This is a genomic window from Chryseobacterium rhizosphaerae (assembly GCF_003385455.1).
Lineage (GTDB): Bacteria > Bacteroidota > Bacteroidia > Flavobacteriales > Weeksellaceae > Chryseobacterium > Chryseobacterium rhizosphaerae.
The window spans coordinates 150327-176220 of record NZ_QNUF01000006.1; the positions used below are offsets into that span (position 1 = coordinate 150327).

Annotated in this window: 25 protein-coding genes; 1 reads left to right on the forward strand and 24 read right to left on the reverse strand. The window is 35.8% G+C overall.

Annotated elements, in window-relative coordinates; all coding sequences use genetic code 11:
• Nucleotides 1–22 precede the first annotated feature (22 nt).
• From DRF57_RS07455 to DRF57_RS07535, 17 genes are all read right to left on the reverse strand, one after another.
• Entirely contained in the window at nt 23–2884 is a 2862-nt protein-coding gene (locus tag DRF57_RS07455; protein WP_115917707.1) for a M16 family metallopeptidase, read from the reverse strand.
• A 137-nt stretch (nt 2885–3021) separates the two neighbouring features.
• Nucleotides 3022–3708, reverse strand: coding sequence for a hypothetical protein (locus DRF57_RS07460; protein ID WP_047488052.1), 687 nt, complete (start codon nt 3706–3708; stop codon nt 3022–3024).
• Nucleotides 3709–3828: 120 nt separating this feature from the next.
• Nucleotides 3829–5163 (reverse strand): trigger factor, encoded by a 1335-nt coding sequence (locus tag DRF57_RS07465; RefSeq protein ID WP_047488050.1) that lies wholly within the window; start codon nt 5161–5163, stop codon nt 3829–3831.
• Nucleotides 5164–5325: 162 nt separating this feature from the next.
• The gene (locus DRF57_RS07470; protein ID WP_115917709.1) at nt 5326–5916 is read right to left on the reverse strand and encodes a hypothetical protein; all 591 of its coding nucleotides are present in this window, start codon (nt 5914–5916) and stop codon (nt 5326–5328) included.
• 43 nt (nt 5917–5959) lie between these two features.
• Nucleotides 5960–8281 (reverse strand): TonB-dependent receptor, encoded by a 2322-nt coding sequence (locus tag DRF57_RS07475; protein ID WP_228450325.1) that lies wholly within the window; start codon nt 8279–8281, stop codon nt 5960–5962.
• 341 nt (nt 8282–8622) lie between these two features.
• The gene (locus DRF57_RS07480) at nt 8623–8979 is read right to left on the reverse strand and encodes a hypothetical protein (protein WP_047488041.1); all 357 of its coding nucleotides are present in this window, start codon (nt 8977–8979) and stop codon (nt 8623–8625) included.
• A gap of 147 nt (nt 8980–9126) precedes the next feature.
• Entirely contained in the window at nt 9127–11052 is a 1926-nt protein-coding gene (gene abc-f / locus DRF57_RS07485) for a ribosomal protection-like ABC-F family protein (protein ID WP_115917713.1), read from the reverse strand.
• Between the two features lie 213 nt (nt 11053–11265).
• Nucleotides 11266–11514 carry a hypothetical protein gene (locus DRF57_RS07490; protein WP_047488035.1) on the reverse strand — a complete coding sequence of 83 codons (249 nt, stop codon included), beginning with the start codon at nt 11512–11514 and terminating at the stop codon, nt 11266–11268.
• A gap of 60 nt (nt 11515–11574) precedes the next feature.
• The gene (locus DRF57_RS07495; RefSeq protein WP_115917715.1) at nt 11575–12600 is read right to left on the reverse strand and encodes a hypothetical protein; all 1026 of its coding nucleotides are present in this window, start codon (nt 12598–12600) and stop codon (nt 11575–11577) included.
• 6 nt (nt 12601–12606) lie between these two features.
• Nucleotides 12607–13248, reverse strand: coding sequence for a hypothetical protein (locus DRF57_RS07500; protein ID WP_047488029.1), 642 nt, complete (start codon nt 13246–13248; stop codon nt 12607–12609).
• 45 nt (nt 13249–13293) lie between these two features.
• Nucleotides 13294–14031, reverse strand: coding sequence for a hypothetical protein (locus DRF57_RS07505; RefSeq protein WP_047488026.1), 738 nt, complete (start codon nt 14029–14031; stop codon nt 13294–13296).
• Nucleotides 14032–14287: 256 nt separating this feature from the next.
• Nucleotides 14288–15643 (reverse strand): phospholipase effector Tle1 domain-containing protein, encoded by a 1356-nt coding sequence (locus DRF57_RS07510; RefSeq protein WP_115917759.1) that lies wholly within the window; start codon nt 15641–15643, stop codon nt 14288–14290.
• 158 nt (nt 15644–15801) lie between these two features.
• A complete protein-coding gene (locus DRF57_RS07515; protein ID WP_047488024.1) occupies nt 15802–16479 on the reverse strand; it encodes a response regulator transcription factor in 678 nt (225 codons plus the stop codon).
• The gene (locus DRF57_RS07520) at nt 16445–17179 is read right to left on the reverse strand and encodes a sensor histidine kinase (protein WP_228450327.1); all 735 of its coding nucleotides are present in this window, start codon (nt 17177–17179) and stop codon (nt 16445–16447) included. Before DRF57_RS07520 ends, DRF57_RS07515 begins: the two co-directional genes overlap by 35 nt.
• A gap of 50 nt (nt 17180–17229) precedes the next feature.
• Complete coding sequence (locus tag DRF57_RS07525) at nt 17230–17853, reverse strand: hypothetical protein (RefSeq protein ID WP_047488021.1); 624 nt, start codon at nt 17851–17853, stop codon at nt 17230–17232.
• A gap of 13 nt (nt 17854–17866) precedes the next feature.
• Nucleotides 17867–18637: a hypothetical protein gene (locus DRF57_RS07530; protein ID WP_228406064.1), complete on the reverse strand. Its 771-nt coding sequence runs from the start codon at nt 18635–18637 to the stop codon at nt 17867–17869.
• Between the two features lie 65 nt (nt 18638–18702).
• Nucleotides 18703–19323, reverse strand: coding sequence for a DUF5715 family protein (locus DRF57_RS07535; RefSeq protein WP_115917717.1), 621 nt, complete (start codon nt 19321–19323; stop codon nt 18703–18705).
• 221 nt (nt 19324–19544) lie between these two features.
• On the opposite strand from DRF57_RS07535, the gene aqpZ reads away from it, so the two are divergent.
• Entirely contained in the window at nt 19545–20261 is a 717-nt protein-coding gene (gene aqpZ, locus DRF57_RS07540) for an aquaporin Z (protein ID WP_047488488.1), read from the forward strand.
• Between the two features lie 53 nt (nt 20262–20314).
• Here aqpZ and DRF57_RS07545 read toward each other — a convergent pair whose 3' ends face one another.
• The 7 genes from DRF57_RS07545 to DRF57_RS07575 form a co-directional block, all read right to left on the reverse strand.
• A complete protein-coding gene (locus DRF57_RS07545) occupies nt 20315–20860 on the reverse strand; it encodes a hypothetical protein (RefSeq protein WP_084085368.1) in 546 nt (181 codons plus the stop codon).
• 189 nt (nt 20861–21049) lie between these two features.
• Entirely contained in the window at nt 21050–22036 is a 987-nt protein-coding gene (locus DRF57_RS07550; protein WP_115917761.1) for a LuxE/PaaK family acyltransferase, read from the reverse strand.
• Between the two features lie 199 nt (nt 22037–22235).
• Entirely contained in the window at nt 22236–23006 is a 771-nt protein-coding gene (locus DRF57_RS07555) for a UDP-2,3-diacylglucosamine diphosphatase (RefSeq protein ID WP_047488010.1), read from the reverse strand.
• Nucleotides 23007–23033: 27 nt separating this feature from the next.
• Entirely contained in the window at nt 23034–23477 is a 444-nt protein-coding gene (locus tag DRF57_RS07560) for a 6-pyruvoyl trahydropterin synthase family protein (protein WP_047488007.1), read from the reverse strand.
• 70 nt (nt 23478–23547) lie between these two features.
• Nucleotides 23548–24990, reverse strand: a complete 1443-nt coding sequence (locus DRF57_RS07565) for a serine hydrolase (RefSeq protein WP_115917719.1) — start codon at nt 24988–24990, stop codon at nt 23548–23550.
• Between the two features lie 92 nt (nt 24991–25082).
• Nucleotides 25083–25466 (reverse strand): hypothetical protein, encoded by a 384-nt coding sequence (locus tag DRF57_RS07570; RefSeq protein WP_115917721.1) that lies wholly within the window; start codon nt 25464–25466, stop codon nt 25083–25085.
• A 1-nt stretch (nt 25467) separates the two neighbouring features.
• Complete coding sequence (locus DRF57_RS07575) at nt 25468–25890, reverse strand: SRPBCC domain-containing protein (protein ID WP_115917723.1); 423 nt, start codon at nt 25888–25890, stop codon at nt 25468–25470.
• Nucleotides 25891–25894: the final 4 nt, after the last annotated feature.

Consider the following 25894-nt stretch of genomic DNA (forward strand, 5'->3'; position numbering starts at 1 on the left):
TTTGTACATAAGCTGATATAAATTATTGTTGTACACCCGCTCTATCGGTCATTCCTCCAGTGTTGGAATCAGCTTTTTTTGCATTCTCCCACCCGTCTTCCGGCATCAGAACCGCTATATTTCTGCCTTTAGACAGGTATTTCTTAGCGACATCCTGAAGATCTTTTACAGTCAGCAGCTTTACTTTATCCTGGTAATTCAGAATAGCATATGGATCGCTTCCGTCTACCTGATTTTGGGCAATTCCCTGCAACCAGAATCCATTATCTTTAAGGCTTGTTTTATATTCATTATATTCCCCTTCTTTGTATTTATCCAGGTCTTTTTGCTCAGGACCTTGATCGATCAGCTTTTGAAGTTCGGCAAGAGCACTTTTCGTAAGTTTATCTACATTTTCAGGTCCACAAGGGAAATTAATACTAAAGCTGTAGCTACTGTAGGGAACTTTACTTAAACCTCCGCTTGCGCCCCCTCCATAAATTCCACTTTCATCTTCTCTGAGCTTTTCAAGGACTTTAATCGTAGCTACCTCCCCAAGTGCTGACAATGCAAATGCTTCTTTTTCACTGTATGGCGTTTCTCCGCTATAAGAAATCGTCACAAGGCTTTTAGGTTCTTTTCCTTTTTTATAAACTTTTGTAAACTCACCTTCCAAAGGTCGATAACCGGTATCTTTAAAAGTAGAAGATTTTCCTGTAGCAGGAAGGCTGGCAATATAATGCAGCACTTCACTTTTAAGCTGGGCCTCCTCTATGTTTCCTACAAAATAAAAGTGGAAATTACCTGCATTGGCAAATTTCTGTCTGTAGATATCGTATGCTTTTTTATAGTCTGTATTGGCCCAATCTTTCTCCGTAGGAGCAAGTCCGATAAATCTTGGATTTTTCTGATTGATAAACTTGGCGTATTCATTAGAAAAATAATATTCCGGATCTGATTCTACATTAGTAAGCATTGAGGACTTCTTCATTTTATAGGCATTGAAAGAGTCCGGATTGTAATTTAAGTCCGTAAAGCAGGCATATATGAGCTCCATAGCCGTCTTCAGGTCTCTTTTAGAGCTTGTTCCTGAAACGCCTTCTGTCATTCCACTGATATAAGAACTTACACTTACCTGTTTGCCTGCCAGATAATGGGTAAGATCTGTTTTGGAAAGCCCCCCTAATCCGGCTTCCAATAAAGCATCGAAAGCAAATTCCGTTTTGTTGTAATCAGTATCAGGAATAATTGAACTTCCTCCTAAACTTAAACCGGCAAATACAATCTCATCATCTTTGAAATCTGTTTTCTTAAAAGTAACTTTTGCTCCGTTATTTAAAGTCCATGTAGTTGTTCCAAGTTTTGTATCCGTCTCCGTCTTTGTAATTTTCCCCTCAGACTTAAAAGGTTTTATTAAACTCTCAGCTTTCATTTTTTCCTGATAAGGGGTAAGATCTGCTAATTTCAACTTTTCAAACATATCCAGAACCATGGATTCTGTCGGCATTGTAATATCATCCTTCTTAGGACCGGTAATTACCACCACCCTGCTGTCATCTTTTACCTGTTTCCCGATGATTGCATTTGTTTGTACCAGAGTTACTGCAGGTAAAAACTTTTTAATCTGATCATATTCCCAGGTAATTCCCGGCATTGGTTCCTGCCTCAGAAAATGATCGACATATCCACCAATCAATTCATCGTTTTCATTCTTATCCCGATTATTATAAGCCCATTCATAAGAAGAAAGGATCTGTGTTTTTGCTCTGTCCAGTTCAGACGAGGTAAAACCGAATCTTTTTGCTCTTTCCACTTCTTTCAACAGAACTTTCAAAGCATTCAGCTGATCGCCATCTTTTGTAACAGCTGATCCCTGGAAAGCTTCTTTTGTTCTCGCATAAGTTCCACCATGATAAACAGCACCATATGTAAACGGAGGATTTGTTGAATTAATAAGCTCTCCCAACCTATTGTTCAACATCATATTCACAAGACCTTCTACAATCCGTTGATTGTACTGTTCCACAGTAACCTCCGGTTTGTAGGCTTCAGAATCTTTAATGATAAATTGTACTCCTGAGCTTGTAGCATCAGGATCGGTCTCAATAGCTACAAGGGTTTCTTTATGATTGGGAAGATCAAAACTTTTTCTTTCTTTCGGGTTTATAGCTTTTTTATACTTACCAAAGTTATCCTTTATCTTCTTTTCCATCTCTTCTACATCAATATCTCCTACGACTATAATTGCCATCAGATCTGGTCTGTACCAATCCTGATGAAATTTCCTGATCAGGTCAGGCTTAAAATTTTCCAGGACTTCTTTTTTACCCATCGGAAGTCTCTCTGCATATTGAGATTTATAAAGCTGCTTTGGAAGGTATTTGTCCTGCATTCTTTTATCGGCACCAAGACCTAATCTAAGCTCTTCCAATACGACACCTCTTTCCTTATTAATCTGTTCATCAGAGAGGGTGGCATTAAATGCCCAGTCCTCCATCACTTTCAGTCCGGCATCCAGATTTCCCAGCTTATCCAGCGGAACGGGAAGCATATAAACGGTTTCATCAAAACCGGTATACGCATTAAGGTGCTGACCAAACTTCACTCCAATTGACTGTAGAAAATCTACTAATTTATTATCCGGAAAATTTTTAGTTCCATTGAAATTCATATGCTCCATAAAATGAGCCAGCCCCCTTTGATTCTCATCTTCAAGAATAGATCCCACATTGATTGCCAAACGAAAATCCACTTTTTTTTCGGGAAGTGCATTTTTCCTGATATAATACTTCATTCCGTTCGAAAGGACACCCATTTTTACGGAAGGATCTAAAGGAATATTTTGTCCGAAAATACCTGAAGAGATCAAGCCACAAACTACCACTGAAAATAATCTTTTCTTCATATGTCATCTTTTTTCGGTACAAAAGTATATATTATTTGTAGACTAAAGAAAAGCATAGCTCTAAACTATAGTTAAACTTTAATTATAGTTCATAAAAAAAGCCGGACAATATCCGGCTTTCTTATCGATAAAAGTTCTTATTTAAAATCAGCGTCCGTTACTCCGGAATTGATTACCAATTTAGTTGTCTTGATATTCACTTTCTGACCTCCACCTTCAGCATCTACTTCGGAAGGGAATTGAACTCCATCAACAGTCATATAGCTCTTTATGGTTACATTTCCTTCTCCTGAAACAGTTTTATACAAAAGTGCGGTAGTTGCATCAAAGTAAAATTTACCTTTTTCTGAAGACAGTACATTATAATTTTTACCATCCACATTCTCCACGGTTACCGTCTTGAAATTAGCTGCATCAAAAGCTAATGCATCTACAGGTCTTCCTTTTTTCAAATCAGCAATCTTATCTGCGGGAATATCTGTTTTCTTTCCCATCTGATCAAAATACCCTTTCTCACCATCGAAAAGCTGAACCATCTGCTGTCCCATTAAAGACTGAACAGATTTAAATTTATTCCCTAATTTCTTAGTAGACATTGTAATTTCCATCCCCTGTACACTCAGTGTATTATCTGTAATGGTAGATTTTACAGCCTCCAATTTATCTTTACCTCCCAATGCCTTAAAATAATTATCTATTACTTCTTTAGCAGTCAGTTTAGATGTTGTAGCCTCTGTCTTAACAGAAGCCGCTTCTTTCTTCTGAGCTGCTGCCGGAACTGAGAAAAGCACAGCACAGAAAAAAGGAATGATAATCTTTTTCATATATGTAATAATAAGTTTAGAGGGTAAATATATGAATATTGGCCGACATACATGAAGGGCATATCCAAATAAAAAAACCGCCAGAAACTGACGGTTTTAAAATATTATAGCAGTGTATAATTATTTTTTAAGTTCTTCTAAAAATTCGTCGTGAGAAATTTTAGTTTCCTTTTTTGTTGCTTTTTCAAGAATAACATCTTTCAATTTAGCCATAGCTACTTCAGAAGAGATTTGTCTTACTTGCTCCTGATCTTTTAGCATCTCAACAGCATATTTCTGGATTTCCTCATCTCCTAGGTGGTGGATTCCATAGATAGCCAATTGGTTTTTAACTAACTGCTCAGCTTGTGCCAATACATCAGCATAATCTAACTGAATTTCGTTCTCAGTCATCAATTTACCTTCGATGATCTGATATCTTAATTGGTTTTTCTCTGCTTCTAAGATTTCTTTAGCCTGCTGCTCAGACTGAATGTTTTGGTTAGAGAATAATAACCATTTTACAAGGAACGTTTCAGGAAGTTTTACTTCTTCTTTTTCTGTTACCTGCTCTAATACTTTATTCACAAAGTGAACATCAGCATTCTGTTGGAAATACTCGTCTAATTCAGTTTTTACTTTTTCTTTAAGCTCCTCCTCAGACTTGATTGTTCCTTCTCCGTATACTTTGTTGAATAAGTCTTCGTTAAGCTCAGCTAAGTTTAATGAATAGAAGTCTTTTACTTTTACTTCTACCTCATTGTGGTGTAAGTGCTCTACTTCTTCTTTGCTGAATCCTAATTCTTTAGCTAATTCTTCATCACCAGCAAGAGTTTCTTTAGAAACTTTTACAGACTCATCCATTTTCAAAGCTTTTACTAATTTGAAAGCTTCTTTGTTTTCAGCAGTAACTGTAACGTTCTTTGGGTGGTGGTGGTGCTCTCCTTCAGCATCCTCTTCCACAACCTGAGAAACCTCTAAAGCGATATAAGAATCTTTAGTGATTTTATCTTGAGGAACTTGCTCAGCAAAACGCTTCTGCATGTTTTCAATACTCTTGTTGATTTCTTTTTCAGCAGCTTCTACTTTATAGTGAGGAGCCTCATATTTAGCTAAATCTATAGTGAATTCAGGCTCATACCCTACTTCAAAAGCAACCTCAATCTTATCAGCATTATAGTCTAATTCATTCACTGGCTGAGGAACTGGCTGACCAACTAATCTTAATTTGTTTTCATTAACATAGTTGTTCAAAGCATCAGAAACTTGCTTGTTGATTTCTTCAAATGCAATCCCTGCTTCATATTGTTTTTTAACCATACTTAAAGGCACTTTCCCTTTTCTGAATCCAGGAACTTGCGCATTTTTAGCATAATTAATCAATTGCTTTTCTACTTTTTCTTTGTAGTCAGATTTCTCCAATGTTACAGTAAGCAATGAACTTACGTCATCATGGTTTTGTGCGGTAACCTTCATTATTGATTAAAATTTTAGGTTGCAAAAATATGAATTTTTTATGAGAATAACTCATTTCAAATAAATTCTTAGCCTTCAAATATTTATAAATTAGAAAACCACTGAATGATCAGTGGTTTTACGAAATATGATATTTAAAATTTGTCTTTTTTCAAGGTCTGCTTAGTTGATAATCCCATAAGTAGCCTGGGCATCTGTTTCACCTCCGGTTTGCTGTCCGTATACCACTCCGTTTCCACTTACTGCAGAAGCTTCAGAAACTGTTTGAGGTTCATGATAAAGCGTTAAAATCAACTGGCTTTGTACTGATGCGTTCTTAATGGCTTTAGTCACCACCCATTTTGTTTTCAAACCAACATGATTATGGTCTGCTCTTGTGGAGCTCGCATCATCAGTACGGGTAAGAGTAAGATCAGAATTAGGAAAGTTGAATACTAAAAAGTGTTCGTCTTTTGCATCTTTGATCTCCTGGGTAGAATCTTCATCTCCATTTTTAAACTGTACTTCTACTTCATATGTTTTCCCATCTACCAGGCTTATCGGCTGCGCTCCACCTGCTCCAACACTATAATTATAAGTTGTTGTTGTTTGTGCAGCCACATCCTTAACCAGTAAAATAATATTGGTAAGATCTTCTTGCGGAAGGTCGTCCTCTTCTGATGCATTATCTCTCTGACAAGACATTACAGAGAAAGTAATGAATAAAACGGCTAATAATCTGGTGATATTTTTAGTATTGAATAAATTGTTCATTTTTTTGATTTAAGATTAAAAATTTTGTTTTTAAGAGTGAATATTAGAAACGGTATCTAAAATTCAGAATAAAGTTTCTTCCTGCTTCGTCTGCAAAAAAACGCATACGGTTAAGGTAATTTCTGTACGAAACATTAAAAATGTTGTTTACAATAAGCCCTGCAGAAAGATTTTTGCTAAGATTAATTCCTGTTCCGATATTCCAAAGGGAAAACCCTGCTGGTGGTGTACTTAGATCCACCGTTTTATTAACTTCCACCCCATTTTCATAAATGGTAACTGAAGCATTGTGGACAGGAAATCTGCTTTGTTTTAAAAAGGTCTGATTTTCAAGATTGAAATAAAAATTATTCCAGTTTTCTTTTTTAAACTGTAATGCATTGGAGAAATTAGGAGGCATCATCAGAATCAACGGTTCATTGTGGGTATCATCCTGCCCATACAGATAACTTCCTTTACCTGTATAAGAAAGGTTATCTGTAAGCTTCCAGTTAATATCCAGGTCTATACCATACATTTTTGCATCAATCTGCTGGTATGACCACACCGGAAACACTCCCCTTATTGTATTCTGTACTCCCGTTGGAATTTCATTAATAAAGTTTTTGGTTATGAAAAAGTAAGGGTTTACAGAAACATTCAATCCTTTAAGTACATTGAATTTTGCATCCGCAGTAAGGTTAAACTGATGTCCGTCTTCATTTTTCAGTCCCATATCCCCTATTTCTATTACCGCTGCAGAATGATGTAATCCATCAGAAAACAACTCTGCAATATTGGGTGTTCTTCCCACTTTTGCATAGTTAAATTTCAAATTAAAATTTGCATTCGGATGGTATTCCAGGCCTGCATTAAATGAAACATTCTGATAATTAAGTTTTGGACGTGTCAACACTCGGTTTTTATCAGTTTTAATATAGAATTCACGGTATGAGTCAGCATATCGGTTGCTCCAATCACTTTTGTCATACCATTTCGTTACATCATAACGGGTGAAGTCATATCTTACTCCAGCTTCAGCATTCAGTTCCGGTGAAATTTTATATTTAAATACAGAATATATTCCTGCCGCATATTTGTCATAATTAGGAATCAGACGTCTCGCTTTGGTAGCCGGATCTGAATAATTATTTTGAAAACTTGCATCAATCCCCGTTTCAAGAGACCATTTTTCTCTTTCCAATAAATCATTAAGATTAAATTGGTGAGTCATCAAGGCAAGATCCAAAGAAGGGATGTCTTTAAGATCACCTCTTCTTACATCATATTCCTGTCTATGGTTATACTGAAAACTATACGTTGCAGAAACTTTCCCAATATTTTCAAATCTTTTGAAAGCTGAAACTTTCGCAATATGATGCTCGATAACCTGTCGTGGATTATCAATATCATAGCTAAAGTCTCCTGTATACACCGGAATTTTCAGTGTCATTGCATTATAGAAATCATTATTGTTTCCTACATGAGATCCTCTGTAAATTCCAATATTCTGATTGGTAAGATAATAATCAAAAGAAATTCCTTTGTCATATTCATTTTTCTGCACGGTAAAATTAAAGGATGAGAAATCCATTCCTGTATTCATCAGATTGTAATCAGGTGTATGCTGATCACCCAGCTTTTTAATACTTCCTCCTGATTTTACCGCCCAACCGTTTTTCCATATTTTGGCAACATCTACATCCAGTCCCAATCCTCTTCCGTTGGAAATTCCCGAAAGATTGACTGACCCTTTTATAGTATCTTTTTTAGGAAAAATCTCCGGTTCCATGATGACAACACCACCTATAGCATCACTCCCGTACTTTAAAGCAGACGCTCCTTTGATCACATCAATATGCTGAAAATTATTGATGTCTACATTGGGAGCATGCTCCACACCCCATTCCTGCTCAGCAAGCTTTACTCCATTATTGAGAATGGAAATACGACTTCCGTATAAACCATGGATAATAGGTTTTGCAATATTATTTCCGGTCTTTAATGTGGCCACTCCCGATATTTTAGAAAGTAGATTTCCCAGGTTATCTGTGGCATTTCTTTCTATTTCTTTTTTATCAATAGTCTTCACAATTAAAGATCCGTTGGACTTATGATTACCGTGTATGGTAACGGTTTCAATATCTTTAATATGATGTTCCAGGGTGATAACCACGTGAATATCCTGATCAACTTTTATATTTTCAGTATAATCATGACAATCAGGATGCTGTGCCGTAAGAGAATATTCTCCGGCAGGAATTTTATCAAAAGAAAATTTCCCTTTCTTATCTGTTTTTACTGTAGAACCTCCGATTTTTACCACTGCATTTTCCAGCATTGTTTTATCATGAAAATCCTGAACGGTTCCTTGTACAGTGTACATTTTCTGTGCACTAGTAAATACTGATCCACAAAAGATCAGCAACAGGCAATATATCAATTTCATTATAATAGATTGATTGCGTACCCTTTTAACAGGTACATTTTTCGTTAAAATTTGTTGAATGGGTTTATCTTAATTTGTACAATGTACAGTGTAAAAAGTAAAAGTGCAATGTATTAATGATGAAAGAAGTTGGATGTTAGTCATGAGAAGCCGGAGACTGATATTGTGAAAATAATACAACTATCAGATGAGCCACTGCTGTATACCCCCTCAAACTTTTGGGCATTAACCATTGAACTTTAAAGCACGAAACTTTAAACCCAATATGAATGTATTGATTATGAAATTGTGGGAGGGCCCCGAAGCTGAAAGGTAAATTTGGTCTGTGACCAGATTTTCTCCTGAATGGCGATGATCTGTTTTACCTGATGCGTATAGTGCTCAAAAGTAAAACTGAATTCTTCAGGAGCTAAGGTATGTCCGGTAACCAAAAAGTGGCAGGCCAGACAGTCGCCAGCTTTCTCTTTAGTAATAGCTTTTGTAATCGTATTCTCGGTCTTTTTAAGATTAAATCCTTTAAAGTAGTCCATAGAATCATGATGGTGAAAGCTTTGAGAAAGCAGGGCGAGGAAATATACTCCAAACAATAGCTTGGAGATAAAACTCTTCAGATTTCTGCTTTCTTTTAAAATCATTCTTCAAAATTATGAAAATAATTTAATTCTGGAGCTACCCTTTTATTAAATTACTTTTATGCTTACTGGTAATATGTAGAAATGAATGGGGGTATGTTACAAAAAAAAGCTTCATAATTTTAATTTATGAAGCTTTTATATTTTAGTTTAGTTAACCTGAGTTCCCAGGTATTCCCATTCCTGCAATGCAGAATCTAATTCTTCTTTAGTTGTATTGTATTTCTCCAACGTTTCATCAGAAGGATTTTCTTTGGCAAAAGAAGCTTCCATTTCTTCCACTTTAATTTCAAGTTCGGAAATTTTCTCTTCTACTTTTTTAATTTTATTCTGTATATTTTTCTGTTCTTTACTTACAATCGTTGACTGATTGGCCGCTACAGGTTTTGCTTCCGCTTTTTTCACCTCTGCCTTTGGCTCTTCATTGTGAAGTTTAGCTTTTTCTGCAGAAATCTCTCTAATCGTTTCTTTTTGTCTGTATTCCAGATATTCATTGATATCACCAAGGAATTCTTTCATTTTTCCATCACGGAATTCGTAGATTTTATCACAAAGCCCCTGAAGGAATTCTCTATCGTGAGAAATGACAATCAATGTTCCTTCAAAATTCTGCAAAGCCAGCTTAATAATCTCTTTAGACTGGATATCCAGGTGGTTGGTAGGCTCATCCATAATCAACGTATTGAAAGGACGAAGTAATAGTTTACAAAGTGCCAGACGGTTTCTCTCACCTCCGGAAAGTACTTTTGTTTTTTTAGAAACAGCCTCTCCCTGAAATAAGAAAGATCCTAATAAATCTCTTACTCTAGGTCTTGTTTCTTCGGTAGCAGCATCTTCTGCTTCTTCCAAAACTGTTTTATTAGGTGTTAAAACTTCTTCCTGATTTTGGGCAAAATAACCGATGTTTACGTTATGTCCAAGATTCCAGGAACCTGAATAATCTTTAATATCCCCGGCCAGAATTTTAGCTAAAGTAGTCTTTCCTTGTCCGTTCTGTCCTAAAAGTGCAATCCTATCTCCTCTCTGAACGATGAAATCTACATCATCAAAAATTTGTTTTTTCCCGTAAGCCTTCCCTAAATGATCAGCTTCAAAAATAACTTTTCCGGGAACCATAGACTGTACGAAACGGATATTGAATTTTGAAACGTCTTCATTATCAACCTCGATACGTTCAATTTTATCTAATTTTTTAATAAGGGACTGAGCAAAAGAAGCTTTAGTAGCACTGGCTCTGAACTTATTAATATTGTCTTCCATCTGCTTGATTTCCGCATCCTGATTCTTTTTAGCCTGAATCAGTTTCTCACGGCGGTCTTCACGCATGATCAGATATTTTGTATAATTGGCTTTGTAATCATCTACTTTTCTATTGTTGATATCAAAAGTTCGGTTACAAACTGCCGTCATAAACTGCTTATCGTGACTTACCAGAACGATTGCTCCCGGATAGTCTTTCAGAAAGTTTTCCAGCCAGATGATGGATTCCATATCCAGGTGGTTAGTAGGCTCATCGAGAAGCATAATATCATTCTTTTGAAGAAGAAGCTTTGCCAGTTCGATTCTCATTCTCCATCCTCCTGAAAATTCATCGGTGATCTTTTGGAAATCATCCGCTTTAAAACCTAAACCAAACAGTACCTTTTCCATATCCCCTTCAAGATTGTAGGCATCATGGTTCATTAAAAGGTCATTCAGTTCAGTCATTTTATTAATCAGATCCGTGTAAGAATCGCTTTCGTAGTCGGTTCTCGTCGCCATCTGATGGTTTACCTCTTCAAGCTCATTTTTCCAGGCATTGATTTGCTCAAAAGCCTGCATGGTTTCGTTCCAAACGGTTCTTCCTTTTACAAAATCAAGATCCTGTTTCAAGAACCCGATTGTTGCGCTTCCTTCAGCTACAACATCACCTTCGAAGAAGTTAATTTCTCCTGAAAGCATTTTCAATAAAGTGGATTTCCCCGCTCCATTTTTACCGACTAAACCAATTTTATCGTCTTTTTTAATCGTGAAATTTACATTTTGAAATAAATAATTTCCCGAGTGATGTAATCCTAAACCTTGAACCGAAAGCATTTTTTTAAGTAATAATTAATAATGAATAATGAATTTTCGAGGGCAAAAATACGGAAAAAGAAATGAAATAGTCCAGAAATAAAAAAACTGCCCCTTTCGGACAGTTTTTAATCCAGATTCAAAACTTAATTTATTGTCTTAATAAATAGTTTAAAAGCATAGATTTCTGTGTTTACCTCTGAAACTTCTAAACCTTAGAAAGTTTAAAAATGTCTATCCCGGAGTGAGCGGTGGTGTTTTCTGCCCCGCTTTCACCATGACAATCATTTCTTCAAGGCTTTCCGCAGCCTCTTTATATTTTACCTGTTTGATCCCATGGTGAGAACCTATTTCATTTTGCAATTCATTCAAAGTGGTAGCTTCAGACATTGTAATCGGTTTGCTGCCATTTTTAATACTGATCTCGTAGTTGCAAGTGTCTAAAAGTTTATTGGCTTTTTTAAGCCATGCTGAAACTGTCATAATACATTGTTTTTGGAGTTAAAAAATATTGGAGTAAAGTATATTGAAGGTTGGATAGAGCTAAGCCCATTTGATGGTATATAGTTCTGCTATATTTTTAGGTCTTGTTTCCAGGCCATCTGCTTCAATATCTGTTTTTGAGGTACTTTTTGTATCAATAATACTCATAGGAGTCGGCCCATTTCCAGGGGGAATCATTGCTGTTGTGGAAAACTTTAGTCCATGATCATGCTTTTTAAAAATATCATTTTCAAAAGTACTGACATGATCTCCTGTAATGGTTCCTGTTCCAGGAGCTTTTCTTTCGGTAGCATTCATGTCTACCGTAGCCTGATTATTCCATGCCCGGCTGAAATATCTGCGCATATCCAATAACATAGAAAATCCGTTGGGTCCTTTTCCGAACCGATAATTAAGTATTGAATTTAATCTTGTGTAATTGGCATCCAGTTCAACAGGAGGATTACATAATGAAAATTCTCCTTCAGGGGCAAATTCCGTAGCGATATACTGTCTGCGTTCCCCTATCACTCCCTGAATAATACAGGGAAGGTTTTTAAGACTGATCAAGCCTAAGTTTGTACAGCAACGTGAAATTCTTATTTCGGCGTTTGGAACTTTTGATAAAACAGTGAGCATGAGCTTCGTTGCTAAGGGATTGATGATATGCAACAGATTTAATTCATGATCTCCCGTTTGAGATACGGTAACCGAACTGGAATCTATACCATCTGATAATTGTACCGTTACATCTCCGCTCACTTTTAAATTTAAAACAACCTGAGCAGAAACGGTTTCCCCGGGCAACATCTGCTTCCATCTTGGAAATTCATGAAGGGCCTGTCTGAAAGTCATTTCGTCAGAAGTCTGACTTTTTAGAATAACCAGCTGATTAGCATTTGAATCAAAAGAAATTTTTCCGTTGGCTCCGCTATCGTTATATAGCCATCCATCAGGAATACCATAAATGATGGCCCCATTTCTGGATATCTGATTGCTGAAATAGCGGAAGTCATCATTATACACTAAATTATTTTGTCCTAATGCATAGAGATAATCTTCTGTGGTACTATTTATTTTTTCCATGGTTCCTTATTTTTTTTGAGGGAGTTTTCCCATTTTGAATACATTAGTAGCTGAATCAAAATACACGTCTGTATCATCCTGAAAATCAATAGTGAGGTATTTATTTATTGTCACATTTCTGGCCTGCATTCCTGAGGGCACCAAAAGAGAAGAAGAAATGGCCATATTGGAAGAGATTCCACTTGCAGTGAAAAGCCATAACTCATCACTGTAATCAAAATAAATAATCGTATTGACAGAAGCAGAATCTGCATTGCAAACGCCAAAAGTCCCGTTTATTTTCTGAGAAATGGCCGGATATAGAATAGAGGTAGAAGTATTGTCTATCCCCAAGACTTCCGAAGGGCAATTGCCGGGGGTACCATAAAAACCGATATTTGAAACTGAATACCTGTTCCCATATTCTGCATCTGTTGATACACTACCTTTATAAACCTCCATATTTTGTGGCTGGATTCTACTTGCCAATGCTTGCCAGGAGTCTGAAAAAGTACATGGATTGTTATTAATAAAAGGCTCAAAAGCCAGACATATATACTTCAAATCAGCTGTTCCGGGATAAGATCTTATGATACCTACCAGCTGATTGGTATGGGTCAAATAGTTTATTCCGTTTTTATCAAAATATATGTTTAATGTAGTATCCATAATAAAATCCCGAAGGAATTAGATCCTTCGGGAAGATTTATCTTTTTAGAAAATATTTAAAAGCTGCGTCAATGATTCTCCTGAAGATACAGGATTGACAGGCGCTCCTCCAGGTACACTTTCAATACCGTAAGTTCCTGCGATCATCTGCAAATCATATTGTATATTCTGAGCACTGAATATAAAATTACATCCAGGTGCTGTAGCGTTCCCGGTAACAGATCCTGAAGTCATATTAGTCTGCGCGGCAAATAAGACTACTTTTTCATTAGGCTCCATACTTACAGATCCTTGTGGCGTACATATAAATGCACAGAAAGGCTGAAATTCTCCATTCACTTTTGCAGCAAGCCCTACCGTAATATTTGATGTCCCTGCTCCTCTGTCATTTTTCACCGTAATTACTCCTGCCGGAGCTCCTGAAGTAGTAGAAAAAGAACCGTCCTGGTGGAAAGTTACAGCGGTTCCCAAAGGAACTTCACTGGATAATGCCTGCATCTGAATGGTTGTATTGGTGCCAATATTTGACTTATTGAAAATATATACCTTGTATTTTGGTTCATAATCAATTTCTACTTCGCCAAACATTTCCTGGTAGCTTATAGCAAACCATGCCGGTACTCCTGTAGAAACCTGATTAGGTCCTGAAGCACCTTTGTACCCCATTAGTTTGTAATTGTTTTGTTGTAGATACTGTAAAATTGTTTTTTGATCATTGGATGTAAAATCGAAATCAATTGAGAATACAGTAGTTGCTGCTGTTTGAATGAGTGTCTTTTCCATTGGTTTTAATTTTTGATGTTCTTACTCTTTTTGTTATTGGGCTTTTCAGAATACGCCTTTGCTCATATTTTATTTTTGAAGCTTCGTTAAATGAACAATTCAAAGTAACGAGAATTAGAAGCCAAAAACTACAGTATAAAATACCAAATTACACCTTCAGTAATTATACCCAATTGATAATAAATGCCTTACAAACAAAAGGAAGCATCCAAAAGAATGCCCCCTAACCTAAATTTAAAACTGAAAAGTATTGAGATTAATTGTTAATTTCATTGACTCTGATTGCTATCGGAGTTTTTACGATTGAGCGAGTCCAGATATCATTATTCGGAACATTGGTTCCATACAGAAAGTCGGCTACAAAACTGTCTTCAGGAAGATGAAGTTCCACAGAAAGTCTTTTCTTACTTTCTTTATCTACTAAGGTACTGCTGGAGACATTCAAACCATTATTGATCAGTTCTGCATTAATTTCGGATTCTGACCTTTTCAGTAAAGCATCGCTGTATAATCCAAAATTAGCCGAAATATGGATATAGTCTGCCAGCTCATTATACTTATAAGCCGGCTTTATATCTGTAGAGATCAATTTCACATATTCTGTAAGCTGTGTATAGAACGTATTGAGGTAAGGATGCTTTCCGGAATCTATTTCAAAATATAATTCTGCAAGATTAGCATCGAATACTACCTCATTCTTATTGGTTTCTTCCAGCATAAGCTTTCCATATATTTTTGAAAGATGGTTATATACTTTATCCCGTGATACAAAAGCCTGAGAAAAATGGTCTTCATTCTCTATCTGATAACCGGAAAACAAATGCTCCCAAATCCGGTTTCCTGCGGCATCGGTTTTTGCGTTTCTTATATCTGAGATATAATTCTCAAGATCATTATCATTTATAAAATCTGTAGAGATATAGACAGACTGAGGTCCTTCCAGATATCCACCACCCACATCAGCATGAGCACCGGGGACAAATATTTCCTTCCATACGGAATTCCAATCTTCAGATTTTTTATCCTGCATTCTTTTAGAATCTTCGAAAAAGCCTGTGAGGGGGAAAAAGAATCTGCCTTCATTGATGGCACAGAGGTGAAGTGCATGCTCTATCGTGCCGGAAAGGCTTAAATCGTATGTATTAAAAGGTTTGGATTCTACAGTATCAAAAGCTCCTAAAAACTTAATTTTAATGTGCATTGATGGATAATGAGTTAAAAGCCGGTTACAGAAAGTCCGGGCAAGCATTCCCCCTCTCCCGAATCCATAGATATAGAAATGATATTCTTTATTTTCATCCCTGATTATTTCCTGTACAAAAGCATCTGCCTTCTGAATTTTATCGTCGGAAGAATATCCGTTACCGTAAGGCGGGTTGGCACATGTGGCCATGGCAAAATTATTGTCTTCACCTCCTATTACTGTTCCTATTCCTTCAATGTATATTTTTTGATTCCCATGAAATAGGTTGTATAGTTTGTAAATATTGGTAAAAGCACCATAGTAGCTTTCATTATTCTTTAGTGGTTTATCCGGCGAAAAAGCGTTTACTCCATTGTTTCCAGTACCATCAAAGAAGATCCCAACAGAAATTATGTTGCTGTCCTCCATTCTTTTAATCATTTATGTTACAGATTGATCTGCATTTTACATTCAAATTTCATCCAAAAGGTCTCTGACCTGGATATTTTCAAAGTAACAGAAGAAAGGAATACTAAACTAGCGTGAAAAGTACCAAATAAAAAATTCCGTATTTCTACGGAATGGGGTTATAATTTTTCAAGTGAATAGATATTGTTTATTATCGCGTAAATGACTATGCCTACTGTGTTTTTGGCTCCAATTTTCTCCAGAATCCGTTGTCTGTGGCTTTCCACGGTTCTTGGACTGATGAAGAGTTTTTCGCCGATTTCATTATTGGTAAATTCCTGACAAATCAGTTTTACCACATCTTTTTCTCTTTCAGACAGCTCATCTTCTGTTTCAAAAAGAGAATTTTTCTTTGCCGAGCTATTCATATAAGTGAATAACATCTGATGGTCTTCCGCAGTAAAGAAAACTCCATTTTTATTGACCATTGTAATGGCTTCAATAAATATTTTTTTATTGGAGTTTTTGGGAAGAAATGCAGAAACTCCCAACTTCACCATATATCCCAGAATAGAGGTTTTGTAATGGGAAGAAAGAATGATAATTTTCAGGTCGGGATATTTTTCTTTAAGAATCTCTACCAGTTCAAAACCATTCATGGGTTTCATCTGAACATCTACCAGGGCAATATCAGGAAAATCATTTTCCGAAATTTTCTCCAGTTGTTCAATAAAATCGGGACCATTATCTGCCGTAACGCATACCGATATATTTTTTTCATTGGACAGCAGCATTTTCACTCCTTCCAGGATCAGCTGTTCATCATCTATCAGGGCTATCTTGATTTGGGAACTCATTATGTTTGGGAATTTTAATAATTATACGACTTCCTTTATTTAAAAAAGTATTTTTCCATTTATAGGCGGCATTCATTGACTGGATTCTGGATTCGATATTCTTAATACCCATTCCTTTTTTCACCTTATCGTAATCGAAACCCTGGCCGTTATCTGAGATCACAACTGCCATATTATAAGGGTAGTCTTTAATATAGATCCAAATATCCGTAGCATCAGAATGTTTGATTACATTGGTGGTAAATTCCTGAATAATCCTGTACAGCTGTACTTCCACAAAAAGATCTTTCTTTTTGTACCCGGGCATTACCTGCATTGAAATATTGATTTTATGGGAAAGATTAGCGATCAGTTCTTCCACATACAGCACCAGCCCTACAGATTCCAGATTAACGGGGTATAATGAATGGGAAATACTTCTGGCTGCATCAATCAGGGCAGACATTTGACTGTAGATATTTTTTTTAATAATTTCATCTCCCTTAGTGTCGAGATTGTTCAGCCATAAAGAAAGGATATTGAGCCTGTTTCCGATATCATCATGAATAGTTACCGCTATTCTTTTTCTTTCTTCTTCCTGAGCTTTGATGTTTTCCAGTGCCAGCTTTTTCTGGTGAAGGACTTCTGCTTCATGCTGTACATTTTTCTCTTTTATAATTCTGCTGATAAAAGACCTGTAGGCAAGCAAAATAAAAGCCACTATAACTGTTATGGTAACAATTATAAGGATTAACAGGTTAATATTTAAACTTACTTCTTTAATTTGATGAAGGTATATAAAAATGAACAGTACAAAATCCCGGACAGGATATTGTTTGCACTAAAAATAATATAATAATCGTCCTCTGACAGGTTAGCTATCTGATGCTGAACGATAAAAATAAATACCGAAACAGAGTAATAGAAAAAAATACTGGCATCTGTCAAAAGAAAACGGTTTTGTGCAGAAGTATCTTTTATTTCCCGGATCAATGTAAATCCGGAAAGACAGATGATTATAATATTAGAAACTACTTTAGCTATATCTGCATTGAAAGGGTAATTAAACCCATATTTTGAAATCATAAATCCGGCAGCCACTAATGCAACGAGCCCCAGAAAATATTTGGGCCAATCTAATTTTCTGATAAATAAAACTGACAGCAAAAAAAACTCCCCGGCAATATAAAGAGGATAGAGAAATGATGTATCATTGAGATTGAAAATATAAGGCAGGATAAGATTCAGCAGCTCAATAAAAAAAAGAAAAGCAATACAGTGAAAATATTGCTTCTCTTTATTATTTAATATGCGGTATTTTCCTGCTCCTAACAATATCACTGATAGAAGAAGACCATAGTTCAGGAATAAAATTGCCTTATAAAAATCAGCCATTCCTCAGGTATAATTATATTGCGTCCGGTATACGGCAAATAGGAGGACAAGGTTTTGCCCAATCGTAGGTATTGGCTTCAGTTATTGCACTGCTTCCTGTATTATTGCTTTCCAGGTTTTCAAGGAAAGAAATAAAAATCAGCGTAACCAGCATTCTACCATAGATATCACTGTATCTTAATCCGAATGAACACACTATTCTGGTTAAGTTTTTGTTTGAAAGACATAAATCTTCTGTAGGAACATAAAACTTAGTAAAGATTCTCGTTCCTTTGTATACTGTACATTCCTGATAAAACCAATCCATCCCTTCATTTCTCCATCTTTCAATAGCTTCTATTGCTTTATCCTGTTCAAGGACCGGTTTGCTGGAGATAGGGAAAGACATATCTGCATTCTTATCAATATTTTGAAGGTCTTTAGAGAGAAGAGCATTTTTAACAACTGTATACTGCTGTATTTCCTGCAGTTTCAAATCATAGGCAAGCGGGCAAAGAAGACTGCACGGATATTCTTCCATATTTCTTCTCAATCCGTTTTCATCCATGGGATATAAAATAATGATCAGGTTTTCTTTGTAAACCCCTACACCAGCACAGAATTCCGGATATTCGCTGTTACCTCTCATCCAATCCAGATGTCCTTTGTTTATTTCAAAAATATAATTGGCAGGAATTAATTTTTTAACCTCTGGAAAATTGGAAAGAAGTAAACTCCACTGATCCATAGCTGTTTTGCATTCCTCTTTAGAGAGCATGAAGTCTTCGCTGTTTAATGTTGTCATAATCATAGTTTTTAAGTTGTATAAAAATATACAAACTACACATGCTATGCAAGTAAGAATTTTAATTAATAATTTCTCACTGTAATATGATAACAACGCTGTTGCTTCTCTTTGATGTAATAAATTCTACCAGCATTAGTATAATACTTTAAAACTTTCTCTAATGCCACCTCCATTTTGGGGTTATATTTCAGGACATTATTGAATCGTATGTAGGAGATATCGAAAGAATTTCCATAATTGTGGGAGCTGATCCCCAGCGAAGCATTAGAATTGACTCTTCTTAACCTGTTTTGATCTTCAAGTGTTCGGGTAATGGAAGAAACGGTAAATGTTCCACCCTTTGTATCTTTGCTAAATTTTGCACCCATTTTTTCTAATGTTGCCTTTGCTTTAGATACCATCCAGGGTCTGCTGTGATCAAGCTTCTGGACATGATACCCTTTCCCTGATTTTTTTATTTTATGGAACTTTCCGTTATTAATGTATTTCTGTACTGTTTTAGAATCTTTCAGCAGCTGTACTCCAAAACTTTTTGAAGCATCAATATGAGGCTTATAAAGAGCAGTCGGTTCAATATTTATAAACTTGATCCCTTTAAAGTCACGCATTGTATTTTTGGCCACCTGCGCATACTGTAGATTATAAATAAAAGGTACAAAGACCACACAAAGAAACTTTTTCATTAACTCCACTTTTAGATTTACTGAATGAAAGATAAAATGTTTATGTTATATCTTTCATTCCGATGATAGTACTATATAAATAAATCCCAAACAAACTTTAAACCAAATTATTGAATTTACAATTTTTGTTCTCCTATTTTTGAAATATTTTTTCAGTTTTAACTTTTTACTTTAAGATATAAATTTTACATTTGAGATACATTTTAAAAATAAACAACATGATAAAAAAACTTTTTGCTGAATTTTTCGGCACATTTTGGCTTGTTTTCGGAGGTTGTGGAAGCGCAGTTTTTGCCGCCGGAGTTCCCGATATTGGTATAGGACTTTTAGGAGTTGCTTTAGCCTTTGGTCTTACTGTCCTTACAATGGCTTACGCTGTAGGTCATATTTCCGGAGGGCATTTCAACCCGGCAGTTTCTTTCGGGCTTCTAGCCGGAGGAAGATTTTCTGCCAAGGACCTGATCCCTTATATTGTAGCACAGTGTTTAGGAGCACTTGTAGCAGCCGGATGTTTATACACTATCCTTAACGGTGCCGGAGCGGTAGATTTTTCAAAACCGGGTGATTTTGCCACAAACTTCTATGGTGAAGCCGTTTACAACGGAAAGGCATTCAGTATGGGAGCAGCATTCCTTGCTGAATTTTTATTAACAGCCTTTTTCCTTATTGTCATCATGGGAGCAACGGATAAATGGGCAAATGGTAAATTTGCAGGGCTTGCTATTGGTCTTGCCCTTACTTTGATCCATTTAATCTCTATTCCAATCACCAATACGTCAGTGAACCCTGCAAGATCCCTTTCGCAGGCAGTTTTTGCGGGTGGACTTGCCATGTCACAGCTTTGGCTGTTCTGGGTAGCTCCTATCCTGGGAGGAATTGTAGGTGGATTGATCTACAAGTTCTTACTTCAGAGAGATACTGCAGAAATAACAGATTAATAAGAATCTCTATTTATAACGAAATAAAAAATCCTGCCGGCTGGCAGGATTTTTTATTTTGTCTTTTTAATATCAAAAGGATTCTTAAAAATAAGTTCTTCGTGCTTTCCTTTAATCTCCATTTTACGCTGAAGGAGATTGAGAGCCATTTTCCTGATAAAAAGATCTTTATCATTCAGACTCCAGTAGGAATCTTCATGCAGTTTTTTAGCAGAGCGGATTGGATAAAATTCGGTTTCCCAGGTATCCACATTATGATAAAACTCAATAATTCCGCAGTGTTCAGGAATAAGGTTAGCGTCTACCATTCCCATAGGCAACAGAAAACTGAAAGTATTACAGATATAGTCGCCACAAGAAATTTTATCGTGCTTCAGAAATTTTTCACCGGTTTCTTTATTGATATATGATTTTTTGAAATCATTTTTAAAGTCACTTTTAGAAAGTTTGATTTCAATTTCATGGCTACATCCTTCTGCATCTATAATCAGAATATCTGCTTCCCAATCTGCCTGAAAATAATTAGTCAGAACGAGCTCTTTTTCAAAATCACAGTGAGAGTGAATATAGGCATGTACAAGTTCTTCTATTTTGATCATGGTATTTATAATAATGTAAAAGGTACAAAGTACAATGTATTGGATCAGAAGACAGGAGACTTAGAGATTAGATACAGGAGATTTTAAGCTGTTGAGAAGTGTATAATCTCAAGGTCCAATGTTTAATTTAATGCTTCAAATCTCAGGAACCACAAATCGCACACCTGCGTAGTTTTCAACTTTCAACTTTCAACTTACCAGCAAGCTGCAGCCTCTGATATCAGAGTGGTCTATTCTTCCCAGCACGTGAAATTTATCACCATTTATTTTCCCCAGATCCTGAGTGGCAATAAAAGAACAGGAATGGGTATTGGCAAGATCTATAATATTAATAGCCCCTGTTCTTCCTTCTTTTTCGTAAGACAGCGGGTCTTCTGCATTTCTTACCATAATCCTCATCCAGTTCGGACATTGATATTCATTATTTCCAAGAGAGTACGCTTGTGAAAGCAGTTCCGTCATCGAATATTCAGAATATATTTTGTGGGTATTAAAACCTTCCTGTAAAATGAGCAAAAGTTCATCTTTTGTCATCTCTTCTTTTCGGCCCTTCATTCCTCCGGTTTCTATAACCACTAAATTTTCAAGAAAACTTAGAGATTCATTATTGGGATTTGATTGACAATAGTCTAAAAAATCCAACAAGGCAAAAGAAACTCCAAAGAGAATGACTTTTTGATCTTTCAATTGATTTAAAAGGTCAAAAAGGTCTGCGTGATTGTAAAGGAAATATCCGTTTTCCGGTTTTCCCGATTTTTTCATCAAATAATCCACCATATAAATTAATGATGAATTTTGTTTTTCCAAATAGCTTGGTAGTAACCCCAGAAAAATAAAATCTTCCGGCTTACCTATAAACTGTTCGAAACTTTTATAAATACTTTCTTCATATAAATTCTGATCGGCAATGAAATGTTTCGACAGATTCATCTGGGTGGTTCCTGAGCTCTGAAAATATAAATCTGCAGAGACATTCTTATCCAGAATCTGATGGTTTTTGAACATTTCTATAGGCAGAAAAGGGATCTTCAATACGCTGTCTACCTCATCAGGATTCACTTTTAAAAAGTTGACAAACTTTCTATATATCTCAACATTTTCATACTGATAACGAAATGTTTCCAATGATGCATCTACAAAATCCTGTTCTGTTTGTATGTTGAATATATTTTTCAATTGATAAATCTTTTTTACACCTCCCATCCCTTCAATACAGTGAATTTCAAGAAAGAATATTTTTTATTTAATATTTTTTACTGCAAAATTAAACTTTGGTAAAATTCTTGCAATTACTTTTTCGGAATATGGATTAAAAACAAGAATGCGCTTAGGTTCATTCGAAAATTGTCTCTTTTAGGGGCAATTTTTTTTGTTTTTATTTCTCAAAAACCTTGAGTTCAAAATCTTTTTCGAAAACTCCGTAAGTAAAGTAGGAAATCCAATCACCAAGGTTGATATATTTTGAATTCTGCTCCAGATCCAGCACCATAGGAAGATGACGATGCCCATAAATGAAGTAGTCTATCTTTTCGGTCTTCAGCTTTTCTTTGGAATAGATGATCAAAAATTCTTTGTCTTCACCTAAAAATGCTTTATCCTCTTCTCCGGAAATCATTTTGTTCTTTTGGGAAAGATACAAAGCCACTTTCATGGCAATATCGGGATGCAGCCATTTGAAAAACCATTGTGCCACCGGATTTGTGAACAGCTTCTTCATTCTTTTATATCCTTTATCTCCAGGTCCCAGTCCATCTCCATGAGCCAGCAAAAACTGCTTCCCGCCCATTTCAAAATATTGTTTCTGATAAAAAACAGTACATCCTATTTCCTCTTCCAGATAATCTTTCATCCAAAGATCATGGTTTCCCACAAAAAAATAAATGTGGATTCCCCGGTCTTTCAGTTCAGCAATTTTACCCAGAACACGTACATATCCTTTGGGAACAACATGTTTCCATTCATGCCAGAAATCAAAAAGATCTCCCATTAAAAATAAAACCTGAGCATCTTCTTTGATCTCATTCATCCAACGTATAAATTTCTCTTCACGGATCCGGCTCTCTTTAGGAGTAGGAGCCCCAAAATGCTGATCTGAAGCGAAATACACCTTTTTTCCAGGTTCTAAATTAATTGTTGTTTTTAACACTGTCTGAACTTTATTGGAAATGAATTATTAATTATCTTCTGCAAACCACTCTCCATAAGAGTTTTCGGTCTCATGAAGTTTAAGATAAGCCAGAGAAATTCCTTCAGGAAGTTTTGATTTTACTTTTGCAGCAATAGCATACAGCATATTTTCACAGGTCGGCTGGAAACTGCAGTAGATTACTTTGTGTCCCTTCTGCTCAAGGTCATCTCCCAATTCTTTGTGAGGAGACAAGGCATTCACCAAAACGGAATGATCCCACACATCTACAATTTCAGATTTTACGATACTTTTGATATCTCCAAAATCCACCACCATCCCATTCTTAGGGTTTTCAATATCATTAATAGGTCTTCCTTTTACCGTTACAAACAGTTTATAGGAATGTCCGTGCATATTTTTACACTTCCCATCGTAGTTGTACAGTACGTGAGCTGTTTCGAATGTAAAAATTTTTGTTATACGTATCATAGTGCAAAGATATGACAAAACAGCTAAACACAGAAGAGACTGTTTCTATTACAGGTATTAAACTAATCTTTTAATCAATTCTTAAGGTTAAATTATTGTCTCTGGATCCGTCTGTATTGATTGCATTGTAAGGAATAGTCAGCCAGCCACTTTTGTTCATCACGAATTTAAAACCATATGTTTTTCCTTTTTCAAACTGTGATTTTGGTACTGCCAGTTCAAAAGTATTGTTCTTTTTAAGAGTCAGCTGATAAGATTTATTTTCACTGTTCCAGTCATTAAATGAACCTGCTACTGAAACAGTCTTGATAAACTCAGTACTTAGATTTTCAGGATATTGATAAGAAAAAATCACTTTGTCATTTTCTGTTCTGTATCCATATACTTCTTTCTTAAGGTCAGGATGTACAAAAGGTTCAGCTATGGTCATTTCTTCTACTAATGCATACGGATTCATTAGACGTTTATCTATAATTCCGGCAATATGATTAATCATTTGATACATTACAGGAAATCCTTTATTCGCGTTATACATGACGACAACAGCCATATTGTTATCTGGAAAGATACTATAAGCACTTACGTTTCCGCCTGAGAATCCATATGACTTTGTGTTATTGTTATCTGTAATTTCCCAACCATGGCCGAATTCCCAGTCATTATTTTTATAATTAAACGGTTTCCACATCATCTTTTTAGTTTCGGGTTTCAGGAAATCATTTTTGCTGAAATGGATGCTCCACTGTAAAAAAGCAGGAAGGGTAACTGCCAGGCCATTAGCAGAATGGGCTCTCAAGCCACCAACCTCAGTTAGCTTTTCATACAGTTTCTTCTCAGGATTATAATTATATTTCCCCACTCTATTAGGGATTTCTTCAACAGAATTAGAAGAAAAAACGACCTGATTTCTGGATTCCGGAAATTGATTTTCAAGGATATACTCTTCGAAAGTTTTTCCTGTCAGTTTTTCAATAATCATACTAATCAACATATAATTTGTCTGATTATACCGATAATGATCTCCAGCTTCAAATTCTATTTTTTCATTTGACAAGCGTTTAATAACTTCATTAAAGGTCGCTTTTTCAGGAAGATCTTTCGCATCTAACATGTCCGGAAGTCCTGAAGAATGAGAAAGAAGATTTTTCACCTGTATGTTTTGCCAGTCTTTCGGCAGGTTGTCTATATACTTTGAAATCTTATCATCCAGCGATACTTTTCCTTCTTCAATAAGTTTAAAAAGACCAACATTGGCAATTAATTTTGTATTGGAGTACACCCTGAACATGGACTTAGAACTCACTTTTTTATCAGTTTCCAGGTTCTCACGCCCATAGTACTGCTGGAATGTTACTTTATCATTTTTTACAATTCCTACGGCCATTCCGGGAATTTCATTGATTTGAATAACATTTTTTATATAGCTGTCAATTGCTTTTGACTGTTCTGCGGTCTGACTGAATCCTAAAATGGATACATTAAAAAATATAGCTGCTAAAACGGATTTCTTCATTATTTGTTGATCTATCGTTGATAAGACAACCACAGGTTTTATTATGTTACAAAGATTTTTAACTTTTATTGTAATAAGTGTTCAAGCATATTTTATTTAGGTTTCAATGAATCAATTTCATATCCCAGCTCGAATAAATAATCCAACCCATTTTGTTTTTCCATCTTATTCTTTCCACTCCAACCCTTTTCCCTTCCCTTTACAATAAGTTGTTGAATATATTTAGGCTCATGTATATTGATGTTTTCTATGGAATCTCTTACTGTATTCATCAAATTGATTCCAGAATTTAAGGGCTGCCCCATGAAATAATCATCAGAAGTAAGAAATTCAATGAGTAAGGGTGTCTGCTTCTGTCCGCTTAAAAATATTTTCACCGTTAAGGTATTGGTTTCCGTACCTGCATGATACTTATCTGTGACAGAATATAGATACTCCATATTGTGGATAAGTATTTTTCTTAATTTACGTTTCATCTCAAGTTGTTTCCGCAATATTTTTCAATCCCTGAAGAACCGGATTCTCTCCACCTTGTGGCTCTTCCTGTATTGCGTTAGGTCTGTTATCTTCCTGTATGATTTCAAGTTTCGTTTTTCCGCCAAGATCAGTCAAAATATATTTCATCACAAAATAATTCTCAGGTTTATCCTCAAGGTCCGGTCTGGGGGCAAACAGGTTATAACTTAAACTGTCCGTTGGAATAAAGGTCAAAACGGTTCCCCATTGTTTAAATACATTCCCTTCCCACTCTGCTATAAACTCAATAGCACTTCCTATGATCCAATCTGTGAGTAGATTGCTTCCGTATTGCCATTGTTTTACCAACTCAGGTATTGTCAAAGTATCCCAAACTTTTTGTTTGGACGCATTGATCACTATTGTTGATATATTTGTTGCCATATGC

Excerpts from the sequence above, each read along its gene's own strand:
- DRF57_RS07455 (WP_115917707.1), bottom strand. The coding sequence starts at position 2,884 with ATGAAGAAAAGATTATTTTCAGTGGTAGTTTGTGGCTTGATCTCTTCA.
- DRF57_RS07460 (WP_047488052.1), bottom strand. The coding sequence starts at position 3,708 with ATGAAAAAGATTATCATTCCTTTTTTCTGTGCTGTGCTTTTCTCAGTT.
- DRF57_RS07465 (WP_047488050.1), bottom strand. The coding sequence starts at position 5,163 with ATGAAGGTTACCGCACAAAACCATGATGACGTAAGTTCATTGCTTACT.
- DRF57_RS07470 (WP_115917709.1), bottom strand. The coding sequence starts at position 5,916 with ATGAACAATTTATTCAATACTAAAAATATCACCAGATTATTAGCCGTT.
- DRF57_RS07475 (WP_228450325.1), bottom strand. The coding sequence starts at position 8,281 with ATGTACACTGTACAAGGAACCGTTCAGGATTTTCATGATAAAACAATG.
- DRF57_RS07480 (WP_047488041.1), bottom strand. The coding sequence starts at position 8,979 with ATGATTTTAAAAGAAAGCAGAAATCTGAAGAGTTTTATCTCCAAGCTA.
- abc-f (WP_115917713.1), bottom strand. The coding sequence starts at position 11,052 with ATGCTTTCGGTTCAAGGTTTAGGATTACATCACTCGGGAAATTATTTA.
- DRF57_RS07490 (WP_047488035.1), bottom strand. The coding sequence starts at position 11,514 with ATGACAGTTTCAGCATGGCTTAAAAAAGCCAATAAACTTTTAGACACT.
- DRF57_RS07495 (WP_115917715.1), bottom strand. The coding sequence starts at position 12,600 with ATGGAAAAAATAAATAGTACCACAGAAGATTATCTCTATGCATTAGGA.
- DRF57_RS07500 (WP_047488029.1), bottom strand. The coding sequence starts at position 13,248 with ATGGATACTACATTAAACATATATTTTGATAAAAACGGAATAAACTAT.
- DRF57_RS07505 (WP_047488026.1), bottom strand. The coding sequence starts at position 14,031 with ATGGAAAAGACACTCATTCAAACAGCAGCAACTACTGTATTCTCAATT.
- DRF57_RS07510 (WP_115917759.1), bottom strand. The coding sequence starts at position 15,643 with ATGGAGGACAGCAACATAATTTCTGTTGGGATCTTCTTTGATGGTACT.
- DRF57_RS07515 (WP_047488024.1), bottom strand. The coding sequence starts at position 16,479 with ATGAGTTCCCAAATCAAGATAGCCCTGATAGATGATGAACAGCTGATC.
- DRF57_RS07525 (WP_047488021.1), bottom strand. The coding sequence starts at position 17,853 with ATGGCTGATTTTTATAAGGCAATTTTATTCCTGAACTATGGTCTTCTT.
- DRF57_RS07530 (WP_228406064.1), bottom strand. The coding sequence starts at position 18,637 with ATGACAACATTAAACAGCGAAGACTTCATGCTCTCTAAAGAGGAATGC.
- DRF57_RS07535 (WP_115917717.1), bottom strand. The coding sequence starts at position 19,323 with ATGAAAAAGTTTCTTTGTGTGGTCTTTGTACCTTTTATTTATAATCTA.
- DRF57_RS07545 (WP_084085368.1), bottom strand. The coding sequence starts at position 20,860 with ATGATCAAAATAGAAGAACTTGTACATGCCTATATTCACTCTCACTGT.
- DRF57_RS07560 (WP_047488007.1), bottom strand. The coding sequence starts at position 23,477 with ATGATACGTATAACAAAAATTTTTACATTCGAAACAGCTCACGTACTG.
- DRF57_RS07565 (WP_115917719.1), bottom strand. The coding sequence starts at position 24,990 with ATGAAGAAATCCGTTTTAGCAGCTATATTTTTTAATGTATCCATTTTA.
- DRF57_RS07570 (WP_115917721.1), bottom strand. The coding sequence starts at position 25,466 with ATGAAACGTAAATTAAGAAAAATACTTATCCACAATATGGAGTATCTA.
- DRF57_RS07575 (WP_115917723.1), bottom strand. The coding sequence starts at position 25,890 with ATGGCAACAAATATATCAACAATAGTGATCAATGCGTCCAAACAAAAA.